The sequence below is a fragment of the Caballeronia sp. Sq4a genome (assembly GCF_023170545.1).
Taxonomy (GTDB): Bacteria; Pseudomonadota; Gammaproteobacteria; order Burkholderiales; family Burkholderiaceae; genus Caballeronia.
On sequence record NZ_CP084250.1, the window covers coordinates 2,613,183 to 2,630,578 of the forward strand.

The 17,396-nt window shown below is 61.3% G+C and carries 11 protein-coding genes; all 11 read right to left on the reverse strand.

Annotation, left to right across the window (positions count from 1 at the left end; genetic code table 11):
- Window position 1: 1 nt before the first annotated feature.
- The 11 genes from rplW to rpoB all read right to left on the reverse strand — a co-directional run bounded on the left by rplW (window position 2) and on the right by rpoB (window position 17,366).
- Complete coding sequence (gene rplW / locus LDZ24_RS12460; RefSeq protein ID WP_035967599.1) at window positions 2-316, reverse strand: 50S ribosomal protein L23; 315 nt, start codon at window positions 314-316, stop codon at window positions 2-4.
- The gene (gene rplD, locus LDZ24_RS12465) at window positions 313-933 is read right to left on the reverse strand and encodes a 50S ribosomal protein L4 (protein WP_175946439.1); all 621 of its coding nucleotides are present in this window, start codon (window positions 931-933) and stop codon (window positions 313-315) included. The genes rplW and rplD overlap by 4 nt, the downstream gene beginning before the upstream one ends.
- Window positions 933-1,592, reverse strand: coding sequence for a 50S ribosomal protein L3 (rplC, locus tag LDZ24_RS12470; protein WP_175946437.1), 660 nt, complete (start codon window positions 1,590-1,592; stop codon window positions 933-935). Before rplC ends, rplD begins: the two co-directional genes overlap by 1 nt.
- A gap of 185 nt (window positions 1,593-1,777) precedes the next feature.
- Window positions 1,778-2,089 carry a 30S ribosomal protein S10 gene (gene rpsJ, locus LDZ24_RS12475; RefSeq protein ID WP_006998489.1) on the reverse strand — a complete coding sequence of 104 codons (312 nt, stop codon included), beginning with the start codon at window positions 2,087-2,089 and terminating at the stop codon, window positions 1,778-1,780.
- A gap of 139 nt (window positions 2,090-2,228) precedes the next feature.
- Window positions 2,229-3,419: an elongation factor Tu gene (tuf, locus tag LDZ24_RS12480; RefSeq protein WP_248320639.1), complete on the reverse strand. Its 1,191-nt coding sequence runs from the start codon at window positions 3,417-3,419 to the stop codon at window positions 2,229-2,231.
- 67 nt (window positions 3,420-3,486) lie between these two features.
- The gene (fusA, locus tag LDZ24_RS12485; RefSeq protein ID WP_206467146.1) at window positions 3,487-5,589 is read right to left on the reverse strand and encodes an elongation factor G; all 2,103 of its coding nucleotides are present in this window, start codon (window positions 5,587-5,589) and stop codon (window positions 3,487-3,489) included.
- Window positions 5,590-5,714: 125 nt separating this feature from the next.
- Window positions 5,715-6,185 carry a 30S ribosomal protein S7 gene (rpsG, locus tag LDZ24_RS12490; RefSeq protein WP_006053291.1) on the reverse strand — a complete coding sequence of 157 codons (471 nt, stop codon included), beginning with the start codon at window positions 6,183-6,185 and terminating at the stop codon, window positions 5,715-5,717.
- 187 nt (window positions 6,186-6,372) lie between these two features.
- Window positions 6,373-6,753, reverse strand: a complete 381-nt coding sequence (gene rpsL, locus LDZ24_RS12495) for a 30S ribosomal protein S12 (protein WP_006998493.1) — start codon at window positions 6,751-6,753, stop codon at window positions 6,373-6,375.
- Between the two features lie 217 nt (window positions 6,754-6,970).
- Window positions 6,971-8,818 (reverse strand): DNA helicase RecQ, encoded by a 1,848-nt coding sequence (gene recQ / locus LDZ24_RS12500; RefSeq protein WP_248320640.1) that lies wholly within the window; start codon window positions 8,816-8,818, stop codon window positions 6,971-6,973.
- Between the two features lie 178 nt (window positions 8,819-8,996).
- A complete protein-coding gene (gene rpoC / locus LDZ24_RS12505; RefSeq protein ID WP_248320641.1) occupies window positions 8,997-13,238 on the reverse strand; it encodes a DNA-directed RNA polymerase subunit beta' in 4,242 nt (1,413 codons plus the stop codon).
- A 21-nt stretch (window positions 13,239-13,259) separates the two neighbouring features.
- Window positions 13,260-17,366 carry a DNA-directed RNA polymerase subunit beta gene (gene rpoB, locus LDZ24_RS12510; RefSeq protein ID WP_248320642.1) on the reverse strand — a complete coding sequence of 1,369 codons (4,107 nt, stop codon included), beginning with the start codon at window positions 17,364-17,366 and terminating at the stop codon, window positions 13,260-13,262.
- Window positions 17,367-17,396 lie beyond the last annotated feature (30 nt).

Sequence of the window (17,396 nt, forward strand, 5' to 3'; positions counted from 1 at the left end):
ATTACTTGGCCTCCGCTTCAAAGTTGATTTCCTGGCCGGGCTTCAGGCAGACGTACGCCTTCTTCACGTCCTTGCGCTTGCCGTTGAAGCGGCCAAAGCGCTTGGCTTTGCCCTTCGTGACGAGCACGTTGACGGAATTGACTTCGACCTTGAACAGCAGCTCGACAGCAGCCTTCACTTCCTGCTTCGTGGCGTCCGGCGCGACTTCGAACACGACTTGTTCGTTCTTGTCGGCAACCAGCGTCGCCTTTTCGGAGATCACCGGCGCGAGCAGAACTTGCATCAAACGATGATCGTTTTTGCGAACTTCGCTCATGACAGCAACTCCTCGATCTGAGCGACCGCAGCCTTCGTGATCAGCACTTTCTTGAAGTAGATCAGCGAGAGCGGGTCGGCGTAACGCGGCTCGACAACCGCCACGTGGGCCAGGTTGCGCGACGCGAGGTACAGGTTTTCGTCGACCGTATCGGTGATGACCAACACGGAATCGAGACCCATCGCCTTGAATTTATCAGCCAACAGCTTGGTCTTCGGCGCTTCGAGCGCGAGATCCTCGACCACCGAGATGCGGCCTTCGCGAGCCAACTGCGAGAAGATCGAGCAGAGGCCTGCGCGATGCATCTTCTTGTTGACCTTGTGCGAGAAGTTTTCTTCCGGCGAGTTCGGGAAAATGCGACCACCGCCACGCCACAACGGGCTCGACGACATACCGGCACGAGCGCGGCCCGTACCCTTCTGGCGCCACGGCTTCTTCGTGGTGTGCTTGACCTGCTCACGATCCTTCTGAGCGCGGTTGCCGCTACGTGCGTTCGCCTGATAAGCGACGACGACTTGGTGAATCAGGGCTTCGTTGTAATCGCGACCGAACACGACGTCCGATGCGGTCACGCCAGCGCCTTCCTGACCATTGGCATTCAGGAGCTTAAGTTCCATTATTTCGCTCCTTTCGCAGCACGGGTCTTGACGGCCGGGGTCACGAAGACCTTGCCGCCCTTCGCACCCGGAACAGCACCGCGGACGAGCAGCAGATTGCGCTCAGCGTCGATGCGGGCGATTTCGAGATTCTGGACCGTGACGGTCACGTCACCGAGGTGACCCGTCATGCGCTTGCCGGGGAACACGCGACCCGGATCCTGCGCCATACCGATCGAACCCGGAACGTTGTGTGAACGCGAGTTACCGTGCGATGCGCGGCCCGAAGCGAAGTTGTAGCGCTTGATGGTACCGGCGTAGCCCTTACCGATCGACGTGCCTTGCACGTCGACCTTCTGGCCGACTTCGAAAATGTCCGTACCGATGACGGCGCCGTTCGACAGTTCACCTGCCTTGGCGGTATCGATATGGAATTCGCGGAGGATTTCACCAGCTTGAACGCCGGCTTTGGCGAGGTGACCCGCCAACGGCTTCGTCACGCGCGAAGCGCGGCGAGTACCGAATGCAACCTGAACGGCGGTATAACCATCCGTTTCAACGGTCTTGATCTGCGTCACACGGTTGTCCGACACGTCCAGCACGGTGACGGGGATCGAGTCCCCCTCAGGCGTGAAGATACGGGTCATGCCAACCTTGCGACCTACGAGTCCAAGGCTCATCGTTTTCTCCATTCCCGACTGCGATTGGTCGGGGCTGATTTCAAAATGTCCGCCCTGCTACGAGAAACAAGGCGCACTTTTTTGCGCAAATGCGCGAAAAGCCTTGGAGTATAACAAGGCTTTTCGTTTTCTGCAAGCAATCAAAGACTTAGCTCCGTCCGAGACGCCGGCGGAGCTTTGTAGGCTTACTGCAGCTTGATTTCGACGTCGACACCAGCCGGCAGGTCGAGCTTCATCAGTGCGTCGACGGTCTTGTCCGTCGGGTCGACGATGTCCATCAGGCGCTGGTGCGTGCGGATTTCGAGCTGGTCGCGCGACGTCTTGTTGACGTGCGGCGAACGCAGGATGTCAAAACGCTGAATACGCGTCGGCAGCGGCACCGGGCCACGGACGATCGCGCCAGTCCGCTTCGCCGTATCGACGATCTCGGCTGCCGACTGGTCGATCAGGCGATAGTCGAAAGCCTTCAGACGAATGCGGATTTTCTGGTTCTGCATGACGATTCCTTAAAAAGAGCGAGGCGGTATTGCGCCGCCGATTGGGCAAAAGAGCGAGGAACCGGGCATTCGCTTGAGGGCGAACACCCGGTTCCGGTCACGTTACTTCAGTACAGCGACTTCAAAGAAGACCGAGATTTTACTCGATAATCTTCGCAACGACACCTGCGCCGACGGTACGGCCGCCTTCGCGGATTGCGAAGCGCAGACCTTCTTCCATGGCGATCGGGGCGATCAGCTTGACCGTGATCGACACGTTGTCGCCCGGCATCACCATTTCCTTGTCCTTCGGCAGCTCGATCGAGCCCGTCACGTCCGTCGTACGGAAGTAGAACTGCGGACGGTAGTTGTTGAAGAACGGCGTGTGACGGCCGCCTTCGTCCTTGCTCAGCACGTACACTTCAGCGGTGAAGTGCGTGTGCGGCGTGATCGAACCCGGCTTGGCCAGCACTTGGCCGCGCTCGACGTCTTCACGCTTCGTGCCGCGCAGCAGGATACCGACGTTGTCGCCCGCTTGACCTTGGTCGAGCAGCTTGCGGAACATTTCCACGCCCGTGCAGGTCGTCTTCACCGTCGGCTTGATACCGACGATTTCGATTTCCTCGCCGACCTTGATGACGCCGCGCTCGACGCGACCCGTCACCACCGTGCCGCGACCCGAGATCGAGAACACATCTTCCACCGGCATCAGGAAGGCGCCGTCAACTGCGCGCTCCGGCGTCGGGATGTACGTGTCCAGCGCGTCGGCCAGGTTCATGATCGCCACTTCGCCGAGTTCGCCCTTGTCGCCTTCCAGCGCGAGCTTGGCCGAACCCTTGATGATCGGCGTGTCGTCGCCCGGGAAGTCGTACTTCGAGAGCAGCTCGCGCACTTCCATTTCGACGAGCTCGAGCAGTTCGGCGTCGTCCACCATGTCGCACTTGTTCAGGAACACGATGATGTACGGCACGCCGACCTGACGGGCCAGCAGGATGTGCTCGCGCGTTTGCGGCATCGGGCCGTCAGCGGCCGAGCACACCAGGATCGCGCCGTCCATCTGCGCGGCGCCCGTGATCATGTTCTTCACGTAGTCGGCGTGGCCCGGGCAATCGACGTGTGCGTAGTGGCGGTTAGCCGTTTCGTACTCGACGTGCGCGGTGTTGATGGTAATGCCGCGTGCCTTTTCTTCCGGCGCCGCGTCGATCTGGTCGTACGCCTTGGCTTCGCCGCCGAACTTCTGCGTGAGCACCGTCGTGATCGCTGCCGTCAGCGTGGTCTTGCCGTGGTCAACGTGACCGATCGTGCCCACGTTCACGTGCGGCTTGGTCCGCTCGAATTTACCTTTTGCCATGATTACCTTCTTTCAAAGTTTGGTTATCGGTTAAAGCTTGTGGCTTGCGCCGAATGACTTGCGGGTATTACTTACCCTTGGCGTTGATGATCGCGTCGGCGACGTTACGCGGAGCTTCAGCGTAGTGCTTGAATTCCATCGTGTACGTTGCACGGCCTTGCGTCAGCGAGCGCAGGGACGTCGAGTAGCCAAACATTTCCGACAGCGGCACTTCGGCGCGAACGATCTTGCCGCCGCCAACCATGTCTTCCATGCCCTGGACGATACCGCGACGGCCGGACAAATCGCCCATCACGTTGCCCATGTAGTCTTCCGGCGTTTCGACTTCCACAGCCATCATCGGTTCGAGGATGACCGGGCTTGCCTTGCGCATTGCTTCCTTGAAGGCCATCGAGCCGGCCATGCGGAACGCGTTTTCGTTCGAGTCGACGTCGTGGTACGAACCGAACGTCAGGTGCACCTTCACGTCCACAACCGGGAAGCCAGCCAGCACGCCCGACTTCAGCGTTTCCTGGATACCCTTGTCCACGGCCGGGATGTATTCGCGCGGAATCACGCCGCCCTTGATCTCGTCCAGGAACTCGTAGCCCTTGCCCTGCTCGTTCGGCTCCAGCGTGATGACCGCGTGACCGTACTGGCCGCGACCACCCGACTGCTTGACGAACTTGCCGTCGACGTCAGCCGCCGTCGTGCGAATGGTTTCGCGGTAAGCAACCTGCGGCTTGCCGACGGTCGCTTCCACGCCGAATTCGCGCTTCATGCGGTCGACCAGAATTTCGAGGTGGAGCTCGCCCATGCCCGAAATGATGGTCTGGCCCGATTCTTCGTCCGTTTGCACGCGGAACGACGGGTCTTCCTGCGCCAGACGGTTCAGCGCCAGGCCCATCTTTTCCTGGTCAGCCTTGGTCTTCGGCTCGACAGCCTGCGAAATCACCGGCTCCGGGAAAATCATGCGTTCGAGCACGATCGGGTTCTGCGGATCGCACAGCGTGTCGCCCGTGGTCGCTTCTTTCAGGCCGACGGCCGCGGCGATGTCGCCCGCGCGCACTTCCTTGATTTCTTCGCGCTGGTTCGCGTGCATCTGCAGAATACGACCCAGACGTTCCTTCTTGTCCTTGGTCGCGTTCAGCACGGTGTCACCCGAATTCACGACGCCCGAGTACACGCGGAAGAAGATCAGCTGACCGACGAACGGGTCCGTCATGATCTTGAACGCGAGTGCCGAGAACTTCTCGTCGTCGGCAGCACGCCGCTCGGCCTTCTCGCCGCTTTCGAGTTCGCCCGTAACCGGCGGAATGTCGACCGGCGACGGCAGGAAGTCGATCACGGCGTCGAGCATGCGCTGCACGCCCTTGTTCTTGAACGCGGTGCCGCACAGCATCGGCTGGATTTCGCACGCGATGGTCCGGTCGCGGATCGCCTTCACGACTTCCGCTTCCGACAGTTCTTCGCCGCCGAGGTACTTTTCCATCAGCTCTTCGCTGGCTTCAGCAGCCGACTCGATCATCTTCTCGCGCCACTCGTTGCACGTGTCGACGAGTTCAGCCGGAATGTCGACGTAGTCGAATTTCGTGCCTTGCGACGCTTCGTCCCAAATGATCGCCTTCATCTTCAGCAGATCGACGACGCCCTTGAAGTTTTCTTCGGAGCCGATCGGCACGACGACGGGCACCGGATTCGCCTTCAGACGCGTCTTCAGCTGGTCGTAGACCTTGAAGAAGTTCGCGCCGGTGCGGTCCATCTTGTTGACGAACGCGAGACGGGGAACCTTGTACTTGTTCGCCTGACGCCACACCGTTTCCGACTGCGGCTGCACGCCGCCCACTGCGCAGTAAACCATGCACGCGCCGTCGAGCACGCGCATCGAGCGTTCCACTTCGATCGTGAAGTCGACGTGTCCCGGCGTGTCGATGATGTTGATGCGGTGCTCGGGATAGTTGCCGCCCATGCCCTTCCAGAAGGCCGTGGTAGCAGCCGACGTGATGGTGATGCCGCGCTCCTGCTCCTGCTCCATCCAGTCCATCGTTGCTGCGCCGTCGTGAACTTCACCGATCTTGTGGTTCACGCCCGTGTAAAACAAGATGCGCTCGGTCGTCGTCGTTTTGCCGGCGTCGATGTGAGCGCTAATACCGATGTTGCGGTAGCGCTCGATAGGTGTCTTGCGAGCCACTTTGGATCCTTTATTCGGTCGACGCGCCGACTCAGTCAATGAGCCGGCAGCGCCCTAACACAAACGGGCGAGGCGCCGAACTAGCGCACCCGCCCTGATTTTTCCGTTGCCCTATGAGCGGGAGCTTAGAAACGGAAATGCGAGAATGCCTTGTTAGCCTCTGCCATGCGGTGAACTTCGTCGCGCTTCTTCATCGCGCCGCCGCGGCCTTCGGCCGCTTCGGAGAGCTCACCTGCCAGGCGCAGGGCCATCGACTTTTCGCTGCGCTTCTTCGCGGCTTCGCGCAACCAACGCATCGCCAATGCCATACGACGCGAGGGACGCACTTCGACCGGAACTTGATAGTTCGCACCACCAACGCGACGGCTCTTCACTTCGACCACCGGCTTCACGTTGTTGAGCGCGACCGTGAACACTTCCAGCGGGTCCTTGCCACCCTTGGTCTGGATCTGTTCAAAAGCGCCGTACACGATGCGTTCGGCAACCGACTTCTTGCCGGACAACATCAGCACGTTCATGAACTTGGCTACATCTACGTTGCCGAACTTCGGATCCGGCAATACTTCCCGCTTGGGGACTTCGCGACGACGCGGCATGATTCTTCCTTTACCTTTTCAGTTGGAGCGTTTCTTTCGCTCCGCGGCCACCAACTAACCCGATCCATCTCTCGACTAAACCAGCTTGGCCGGGTGACCACTTACTCGACAGCGCCGGCACATCCGGCACCACCGCATTAACCGCCTTGCGGCGACCTGAAACTACTTCGACTACTCGAACCGGCGATTACTTGCCAGCCTTGGCACGCTTCGCACCGTACTTCGAGCGAGCCTGCTTACGATCCTTGACGCCCTGGGTATCCAGCGAGCCGCGGACCATGTGGTAACGCACACCCGGCAAGTCCTTCACACGACCGCCGCGAATCAGCACGACCGAGTGTTCCTGCAGGTTGTGGCCTTCACCACCGATGTACGAAATGACTTCGAAGCCGTTCGTGAGACGAACCTTTGCAACTTTACGAAGTGCCGAGTTCGGCTTCTTCGGCGTCGTCGTGTACACGCGGGTGCACACGCCGCGACGCTGCGGGCAGTCCTGCAGGGCCGGCGACTTGCTCTTCGTCGTTTCCGACGCGCGGCCTTTGCGAACCAGTTGATTGATGGTTGGCATCGTTTAATCCTAAAAATGAACAAAATCGGCGCGATTCCGAACGGGCAAAGCGAAGAAACCGCGCGTCTGACTTCTCGTAAATGGCTCTTGCTTGCGCGGACCCAGCGTTAAGCAGGATCCCGAAACTCGCCAAGAACGAGAACCTAGCATGATATTCTGAAAATACCAATGCGGTCAATACGTTGCGTGAAATCCTGGCTCACTCGCCGACGCGACGTCAGTCCGCGCCGACCACGTCGAGCAGTTCGTCGCCGAAACGCTCGAGTTTGCGCACGCCGATGCCCGGAATGTGCCGCAAGTCGTCGATCGTATCGGGATCGCTCCGCGCGATTTCGGCAAGCGTCGCGTCGTGGAAGATGACGTACGCCGGCACGCCGTCGGTTTTCGCGGTCTCGGCCCGCCACGTCCGCAAGCGATCCCATCGCGCTTTCTCGCGCGGCGACATGCCTGCGGTCGGGTCGGCGCGCTCGCCGGTTCGGCCTGACGACTGCCGGTTGCGCACCGGCTTCACGTACTTGCGCAGCGTGACGCGCTCTTCGCCCTTCAGCACGGGCTTGCTGGCGTCGGTCAGCACGAGCGCGCCGAACCCGTCATGATCGACGGCAAGAAAGCCGAACGCGACCAGTTGCCGGAAAACCGCGCGCCACTCCGGCTCCGACAGGCTCGCGCCGACGCCGAAGGTGGACAGCTTGTCGTGTCCGCGCTGCAAGACCTTTTCGCTACGCGTGCCGCGCAGAATGTCGATCAGATGCCCCGCGCCGAAATGGAAACCACTGGCCTTCTGCGCGCGATACACGCACGACAGCGCCATCTGCGCCTCGCGCGTCGCGTCCCACGACGCCGGCGGTTCCAGACACGTATCGCAGTTGCCGCACGGCGTGCTCGTCTCGCCGAAGTAGGCGAGCAGGCGCACGCGGCGGCACGTCGCGGCTTCACAAAGGCCGAGGAGCGCGTCGAGCTTGCCTGTCTGCACGCGCTTGTGCGCGTCGTCAGCGACGGATTCGTCGATCATCTTGCGCTGCTGCACGACATCGCCCAGGCCGTACGCCATCCACGCGTTCGCGGGCAGGCCGTCGCGGCCCGCGCGCCCGGTTTCCTGGTAATAGCCTTCGACGCTCTTCGGCAAATCCAGGTGCGCCACGAACCGCACGTCCGGCTTGTCGATGCCCATGCCGAACGCGATCGTCGCGCACATCACGATGCCTTCCTCGCGCTGGAACATCTCCTGATGCTTCTGGCGCGTCTCGAACTCCATGCCGGCGTGGTACGGCAACGCGCGAACGCCCTGCCCCTTGAGCCAGTCGGCGGTTTCCTCCACCTTCCGGCGCGAGAGGCAATAGACCACGCCCGCGTCCGTCGTGCCGTCCTTGTTCGTGTGCTCGGCGCGAATGAAGTCGAGCAGTTGCGAGCGCGCGTTGTCCTTCTCGACGATCCGATAGCGGATATTCGGCCGGTCGAAGCTCGACACGAAGATGCGCGCGTCGTCGAGCGCAAGGCGGTGCACGATTTCATCGCGCGTGATCGCGTCCGCCGTTGCGGTGAGCGCGATGCGCGGCACGTTCGGGAAACGCTCGTGCAGCACCGACAGCTGAATGTATTCAGGCCGGAAGTCGTGGCCCCATTGCGAGACGCAGTGCGCCTCGTCGATCGCAAAAAGTCCAACAGGCGAGCTTTCGAGCAGGTCGAGAAACCGCGGCGTCATGAGACGCTCTGGCGCGACGTACAGCAGATCGATGCTGCCGTTGCGCAGCGCCCGTTCGGTCGCGGCGGCTTCCGCGCCCGAAAGCGTGGAATTGAGATACGCCGCGCGCACGCCCAGTTCGGTGAGCGCGGCAACCTGATCCTGCATTAGCGCAATCAGCGGCGAAACGACGATGCCCGCGCCGAAGCCAGCCTCTTTGCGTACCAGCGACGGAATCTGATAGCACAGCGACTTTCCGCCGCCCGTCGGCATCAACACGAGCGAATCGCCGCCGTTCGCGACATGTTCGACGATTTCCGCCTGCTGTCCGCGAAAGGCCGGATAGCCGAATACTTCGTTGAGGATTTCGAGCGGACGGGACATAGGAAAGAAGCGCGGACTGCGGCGTGGAGGATAACGAATTCTATCAACGCGAGCGCGCGCGCCCACGCGTGAATCGCAACGTTAGCCGTTCGGCCGACGCGCGAGAACGAAAAGAAGCGGCGAAAAAAAACCGCCCGGCGAAAACCGGGCGGTTCTAGGTGCTACGAGCGAAAGACGCTTACTCGTTGGTATGCGGCTGCTGCTCCGTTGCCGGGGCTTCCGGCGTACCGAAATCGAATGCCTCTTCGGCAGCGATCTGGTCGAAGCGTTCGCGATCCGACATTTCCTTGCTCTTGCGCGCCTTGTGGAACGCGAGACCCGTACCGGCCGGAATCAGACGGCCGACGATCACGTTTTCCTTCAGACCGCGCAGATCGTCGCGCTTGCCCATGATCGCCGCTTCGGTCAGCACGCGAGTCGTTTCCTGGAACGACGCCGCCGAGATGAACGAATCGGTCGAGAGCGAAGCCTTCGTGATACCGAGCAGCACGTTCTCGTACGTCGCCGGACGCTTGTCTTCCGCGATCATGCGGTCGTTCTCGTCGAGCATGTCCGACCGCTCGACTTGTTCGCCCGGAATGAAGCGCGTATCGCCGTTGTCGACGATCTGCACGCGGCGCAGCATCTGACGCACGATCACTTCAATGTGCTTGTCGTTGATCTTCACGCCTTGCAGACGGTACACGTCCTGCACTTCGTCCACGATGTAGCGCGACAACGCCTCGATACCCTGCAGACGCAGGATGTCGTGCGGATCCGCAGGACCGTCGACGATCATTTCGCCCTTGTTGACGACCTGACCATCGTGCACCAGCACCTGCTTTTCCTTCGCGATCAGGAACTCGTGCTGATTGCCCTCGAGGTCCGTGATGACGAGACGCTGCTTGCCCTTCGTGTCCTTACCGAACGACGTCGTACCCGTGACTTCCGCCAGAATGCCGGCGTCCTTCGGCGAGCGCGCTTCGAACAGTTCGGCCACGCGCGGCAGACCACCGGTAATGTCACGCGTCTTCTGCGCTTCAACCGGGATACGCGCCAGCACTTCACCGACCTGCACTTGCTGACCATCCTTCACGGTGATCAGTGCGCCGACCTGGAAGCCGATCTGCACCGAATGCTCGGTGTTCGGGATCTTCACTTCCTCGCCGTTCGCGTCGAGCAGCTTGACCTGCGGACGCACGCTCTTGCCAGCCTGCGAGCCGCGGCGCTTCGCGTCGATCACGACGAGCGTCGAAAGACCGGTCACGTCGTCGATCTGCTTGGCGACCGTCACGCCTTCCTCGACGTTTTCGAACTTCACCGTACCGCCCCACTCGGTGATGATCGGACGCGTCAGCGGATCCCATTGCGCGAGTTGCGAGCCGGCCTTGATCGTTGCGCCGTCGAGTTGCAGCAGCGTCGCGCCGTATGGAATCTTGTGACGCTCACGCTCGCGACCGAGGTCGTCCGCGATGATCGCTTCGCCCGAACGCGAAATGACGACCTGCTCGCCCTTCGCGTTGGTCACGTAGCGCATCGTGGCCGTGAAACGCACCGTACCGTTGCTCTTCGCTTCCACCGTCGATGCAACCGCCGCACGCGATGCCGCACCACCGATGTGGAACGTACGCATGGTCAGCTGCGTGCCCGGCTCGCCGATCGACTGCGCCGCGATCACGCCGACCGCTTCGCCCACGTTCACGCGCGAGCCGCGGCCGAGGTCGCGGCCGTAGCACGCGGCGCACAGGCCGTAGCGCGTTTCGCAGGTGAGCGGCGTGCGCACGCGCACTTCGTCGATGCCGAGACGCTCGATCTCTTCCACCGCGTCTTCGTCCAGCAGATCGCCGGAAGCGAACAGCGTTTCCTGCGTTTCCGGATTGACGACGTCCGCCACCGCGACGCGACCGAGAATACGGTCACGCAGCGCTTCGACGACTTCACCGCCTTCGACCAACGCCTTCATCGCCACGCCGTTCGACGTACCGCAATCGTCTTCGACCACGACCAGATCCTGCGTCACGTCCACGAGACGACGCGTCAGGTAACCCGAGTTCGCCGTCTTCAGTGCCGTATCCGCCAGACCCTTACGCGCGCCGTGCGTCGAGATGAAGTACTGCAGCACGTTCAGGCCTTCGCGGAAGTTCGCGGTAATCGGCGTCTCGATAATCGAGCCGTCCGGCTTCGCCATCAGGCCGCGCATACCGGCCAGCTGACGAATCTGCACCGCGGAACCACGCGCGCCCGAGTCGGCCATCATGTAGATGGAGTTGAACGACTCCTGCTTCGTCTCGTTGCCGTCACGGTCGATGACCGGTTCGGTTGCGAGCTGCTCCATCATCGCCTTGCCGACGCTTTCCGACGTTGCCGACCAGATGTCGACCACGTTGTTGTAGCGCTCCTGCGCGGTGACGAGACCCGACATGTACTGACGGTCGTATTCCTTCACCTTCTTCGCGGCGTCGCCGACGATCGTCTCTTTCTGCGGCGGCACGAGCATGTCGTCCACGCAAATCGAGATACCGGCGCGCGTCGCGAGGCGGAAGCCCATCTGCATCAGCTGGTCGGCGAAGATCACCGTTTCGCGCAGACCGCACTTGCGGAACGCCGTGTTGATCAGGCGCGAAATTTCCTTCTTCTTCAGCGGCTTGTTCAGCACCGAGAACGGCAGGCCCGGCGGCAGAATCTCCGACAGGATCGAACGGCCGACGGTCGTCGCGTACAGCGTGACCTTCGGCACGAACTTCGGCGCACCTTCGCTCGTGTCTTCGTTCGCCACCATTTCGGTGATACGCACGTTGACGCGCGAAGCCAGCTCGACTTCCTTGTTCTCGTACGCGCGGATCACTTCCGACACGCCCGTGAACGTGAGTCCCTCGCCCTTGCCGTTGATCGCTTCACGCGATGCGTAGTACAGGCCGAGCACGATATCCTGCGACGGCACGATCGACGGATCGCCGTTGGCCGGGAACAGGACGTTGTTCGACGCCAGCATCAGCGTGCGCGCTTCCATCTGCGCTTCGAGCGACAGCGGCACGTGAACGGCCATCTGGTCACCGTCGAAGTCGGCGTTGAACGCCGCGCAAACCAGCGGGTGCAGCTGGATTGCCTTACCTTCGATCAGCACCGGCTCGAAAGCCTGAATGCCGAGACGGTGCAGCGTCGGCGCGCGGTTCAGCATGACCGGATGCTCGCGGATCACCTCTTCGAGGATGTCCCACACCACCGGCGTCTGGTTCTCGACTTCCTTCTTCGCAGCCTTGATGGTGGTAGCGACACCCATCACTTCCAGCTTGTTGAAGATGAACGGCTTGAACAGTTCGAGCGCCATCAGCTTCGGCAGGCCGCACTGATGCAGCTTGAGCGTCGGGCCGACCACGATCACCGAACGGCCCGAGTAGTCCACGCGCTTACCGAGCAGGTTCTGACGGAAACGACCGCCCTTGCCCTTGATCATGTCAGCGAGCGACTTCAGCGGACGCTTGTTCGCGCCGGTCATCGCCTTACCGCGACGGCCGTTGTCGAGCAGCGAATCGACGGCTTCCTGCAGCATCCGCTTTTCGTTGCGGACGATGATTTCAGGCGCCTTCAGTTCGAGCAGACGCTTCAACCGGTTGTTACGGTTGATGACGCGGCGATACAGGTCGTTCAGGTCCGACGTCGCGAAACGGCCGCCGTCGAGCGGCACGAGCGGACGCAGTTCCGGCGGCAGCACCGGCAGCACTTCGAGCACCATCCAGTCAGGCTTGATGCCCGAACGCTGGAAAGCCTCGAGCACCTTCAGGCGCTTCGCGTACTTCTTGATCTTCGCTTCGGAACCCGTGTTCTTGAGCTCGGTGCGCAGCAGTTCGACCTGCTCGTCGATGTTGATCGAACGCAGCAGTTCGCGCACGCCTTCCGCGCCCATTTCGGCACGGAATTCGTCACCGTACTCTTCGACCTTGTTGTAGTAATCCTCTTCCGTCATGATCTGCCGCGCTTTCAGCGGCGTCATGCCCGGATCGATCACCACGTACGCTTCGAAGTACAGCACGCGCTCGATGTCGCGCAGCGTCATGTCGAGCACCATGCCCAGACGCGACGGCAGCGACTTCAAAAACCAGATGTGCGCGACCGGCGAAGCGAGTTCGATGTGGCCCATGCGCTCGCGGCGCACCTTGGCCAGCGTCACTTCGACGCCGCACTTCTCGCAGATCACGCCACGGTGCTTGAGGCGCTTGTACTTGCCGCACAGGCACTCGTAGTCCTTGATCGGCCCGAAAATCTTCGCGCAAAACAGACCATCCCGCTCCGGCTTGAACGTGCGGTAGTTGATGGTCTCCGGCTTCTTCACTTCGCCGAACGACCACGAACGGATCTTGTCGGGCGACGCGAGGCCGATCTTGATCGCATCAAAAACTTCTTCTTGTTGGACTTGCTTGAATAGATCGAGCAGAGCTTTCATTGCTTTCTCTCCGTAGTCCGATTAGTTGCGGTCGAGATCGATGTCGATACCGAGCGAGCGGATTTCCTTCACCAACACGTTGAAGGATTCCGGCATGCCGGCGTCGATCACGTGATCGCCCTTGACGAGGTTCTCATACACCTTCGTCCGGCCCGTCACGTCGTCCGACTTGACCGTCAGCATTTCCTGCAGCACATACGATGCGCCATACGCCTCGAGCGCCCACACTTCCATTTCACCGAAACGCTGGCCACCGAACTGCGCCTTACCACCCAGCGGCTGCTGCGTGACGAGCGAGTACGGACCGGTCGAACGCGCGTGCATCTTGTCGTCGACCAGGTGGTGCAGCTTCAGGTAATGCATGTAGCCGACCGTCACCTTGCGCTCGAACGGCTCGCCGGTGCGGCCGTCGTGCAGCGTGACCTGGTTCTTCGACGCGTTCATGCCGAGGTTCTGCGCCACGTCGTCCGGGAACGCGAGGTCCAGCGCGCGCGACATTTCGTCTTCCGTCGCGCCGTCGAACACCGGCGTCGCGAACGGCACGCCTTCGCGCAGGTTCTTCGCCAGTTCCACGATTTCGTCGTCCGAGAAGCCTTCCAGCTCTTCCTTGCGGCCCGACTCGTTGTAGATCTGCGTGAGGAACTGACGCAGTTCTTCGATCTTCGCCTGACGCTGCATCATTTCGCCGATGCGCCAGCCGAGACCCTTCGCGGCCCAGCCCAGATGCACTTCGAGAATCTGACCCACGTTCATCCGCGACGGCACGCCGAGCGGATTCAGCACGACGTCGGCCGGACGGCCATCGGCCATGTACGGCATGTCTTCGATCGGCACGATCTTCGACACGACGCCCTTGTTACCGTGACGGCCCGCCATCTTGTCGCCAGGCTGCAGGCGACGCTTCACGGCGAGATACACCTTGACCATCTTCAGCACGCCCGGCGGCAGTTCGTCGCCTTGCGTGAGCTTCTTACGCTTCTCTTCGAACGCGAGGTCGAATTGGTGACGCTTCTGCTCGATCGAGTCCTTGATGGCTTCGAGCTGCGCCGCTGCTTCTTCGTCCGCGAGGCGGATGTCGAACCAGTGGTAGTGGTCGAGGTCTTCGAGGTACGCGAGGTCGATCTTCGTGCCCTTCGCGAGCTTCTTCGGACCGCCGTTCGCGACCTTGCCGTTCAGCATGCGCGCGAGACGCGAGAACGCGTCGCCTTCCACGATACGAAGCTGGTCGTTCAGGTCCAGGCGGTAACGCTTCAGTTCATCGTCGATGATCTGTTGCGCGCGCTTGTCGCGCGTGATGCCTTCGCGCGTGAACACCTGCACGTCGATGACCGTGCCGCTCATGCCCGACGGCACGCGCAGCGACGTGTCCTTCACGTCCGATGCCTTCTCGCCGAAGATCGCGCGCAGCAGCTTTTCTTCCGGCGTCAGCTGGGTTTCGCCCTTCGGCGTGACCTTGCCGACCAGCACGTCGCCCGCTTCGACTTCCGCGCCGATGTACACGATGCCCGACTCGTCGAGACGGCCAAGCTGCACTTCCGCGAGGTTCGAAATGTCGCGCGTGATTTCTTCCGGTCCGAGCTTCGTGTCGCGAGCCACGACGTTCAGTTCTTCGATGTGGATCGACGTGTAACGATCGTCCGCGACGACCTTTTCCGAGATCAGGATCGAGTCTTCGAAGTTGTAGCCGTTCCACGGCATGAACGCGACCAGCATGTTCTGGCCGAGCGCGAGCTCGCCCAGATCCGTCGAGGCGCCGTCGGCCAGCACGTCACCGCGCGAGACCTTGTCGCCCATCTTCACGATCGGACGCTGGTTGATGTTCGTGTTCTGGTTCGAACGCGTGTACTTGATCAGGTTGTAGATGTCCACGCCGACATCGCCGGCGACGGCTTCATCGTCGTTCACGCGAATCACGATACGGCCCGCGTCCACGTAATCCACGACACCGCCACGCATGGCCTGAACCGTCGTGCCCGAGTCGACCGCCACGGTACGCTCGATGCCCGTACCGACGACCGGCTTTTCCGGACGCAGACACGGCACGGCCTGACGCTGCATGTTCGAGCCCATCAACGCGCGGTTCGCGTCGTCGTGCTCGAGGAACGGAATCAGCGATGCCGCGACCGACACGATCTGCGACGGCGCCACGTCCATGTACTGAATGCGGTCCGGCGTGACCATCAGCGTTTCGCCGGCTTCTCGCGACGACACGAGTTCGTCGGTCAGCGTGCCGTCTACGGCCACTGCGGCGTTCGCCTGCGCGATCACGTAACGGCCTTCTTCGATCGCCGACAGGTAGTCGATCTGGTCCGTCACCTTGCCGTCCACGACCTTGCGATACGGCGTTTCGAGGAAGCCGTATTCGTTCAGGTGCGCGTACAGCGCGAGCGAGTTGATCAGGCCGATGTTCGGACCTTCCGGCGTTTCGATCGGGCACACGCGGCCGTAGTGCGTCGGATGCACGTCGCGGACTTCGAAGCCTGCGCGTTCACGCGTCAGACCGCCCGGGCCGAGTGCGGAAACGCGACGCTTGTGCGTGATCTCCGACAGCGGGTTGGTCTGGTCCATGAACTGCGACAGCTGCGACGAACCGAAGAACTCGCGAATCGCCGACGAAATCGGCTTCGAGTTGATCAAGTCGTGCGGCATCAGGTTTTCGCTTTCGGCCTGGCCGAGGCGTTCCTTCACAGCACGCTCGACACGCACGAGACCCGCGCGGAACTGGTTCTCCGCGAGTTCGCCGACGCAACGCACGCGACGATTGCCCAAGTGGTCGATGTCGTCCACTTCGCCCTTGCCGTTACGCAGCTCGACGAGAATCTTGATGGTCGCGAGGATGTCGTCGTCCTGCAGCGTCATCGGCCCGATGATTTCATCGCGGCCCACGCGGCGGTTGAACTTCATGCGGCCGACCTTCGACAGGTCGTACGCGTCTTCGCTGTAGAACAGACGATTAAACAGCGCCTCGACCGCTTCTTCGGTCGGCGGTTCGCCCGGACGCATCATGCGGTAGATCGCGATACGCGCGGCCATCTTGTCCGCGGTTTCGTCGATACGCAGCGTCGACGAGATGTACGGACCCTGGTCGAGATCGTTCGTGTACAGCGTCTGGATTTCCTTGACCTTCGCTTCGCGCAGCTTCTCGAGGACCGTTTCGGTGATTTCCTCGTTGGCGTTCGCAATGACTTCGCCCGTGTCGGGATCGATCACGTTCTTCGCGAGCACGCGGCCGAGCAGATACTCCTCGGGCACCGAGATGAACTTCGTCTTGGCGTTTTCGAGGTCGCGAATGTGTTTCGCGTTGATCCGCTTGTCCTTCGTGACGATGACGTTGCCTTCGCGATCCTGAATGTCGAAGCGCGCAACTTCACCGCGCAGGCGCTCGGGCACGAATTCCATCTGCGCGCCTTCGCTCATCAGCGCGAAGTTGTCGAATACGAAGAAGTTCGCGAGGATCTGTTCCGGCGTCAGGCCGATGGCCTTCAGCAGAATCGTGACCGGCATTTTGCGGCGACGGTCGACGCGGAAGTACAGCACGTCCTTCGGGTCGAACTCGAAGTCGAGCCACGAACCGCGGTAAGGAATGATGCGCGCCGAGAACAGCAGCTTGCCGGAGCTATGCGTCTTGCCCTTGTCGTGCTCGAAGAACACGCCCGGCGAACGGTGGAGCTGCGACACGATCACGCGCTCAGTACCGTTGATGACGAAAGAACCAGTCGGCGTCATGAGCGGAATTTCGCCCATGTACACTTCCTGTTCCTTGACTTCCTTCACGACAGGCTTGCTCGGCGACTCTTTGTCGAGCAGAACGAGACGAACCTTCGCGCGCAGGGCGGAGCAATAGGTCAGGCCGCGCTGCTGGCATTCCTTGATGTTGAATGCGGGCGGCGACAGCATGTAGCTGACGAATTCCAGCCGCGCAAAGCCATTGTGCGAAACGATCGGGAAAACAGAGGTGAACGCAGCTTGCAAGCCTTCTGCCTTGCGCTGCGAAGAAGACGTCTCCGCTTGCAGAAACGTCTGGAATGATTCAAGCTGGGTCGCCAGCAAAAAGGGAACTTGGTGAACGATGGGGCGCTTCGCGAAACTCTTGCGAATACGCTTCTTCTCGGTGAAGGAATATTGCATACGATCTCCGAATCACGGCGGGCGTTACCG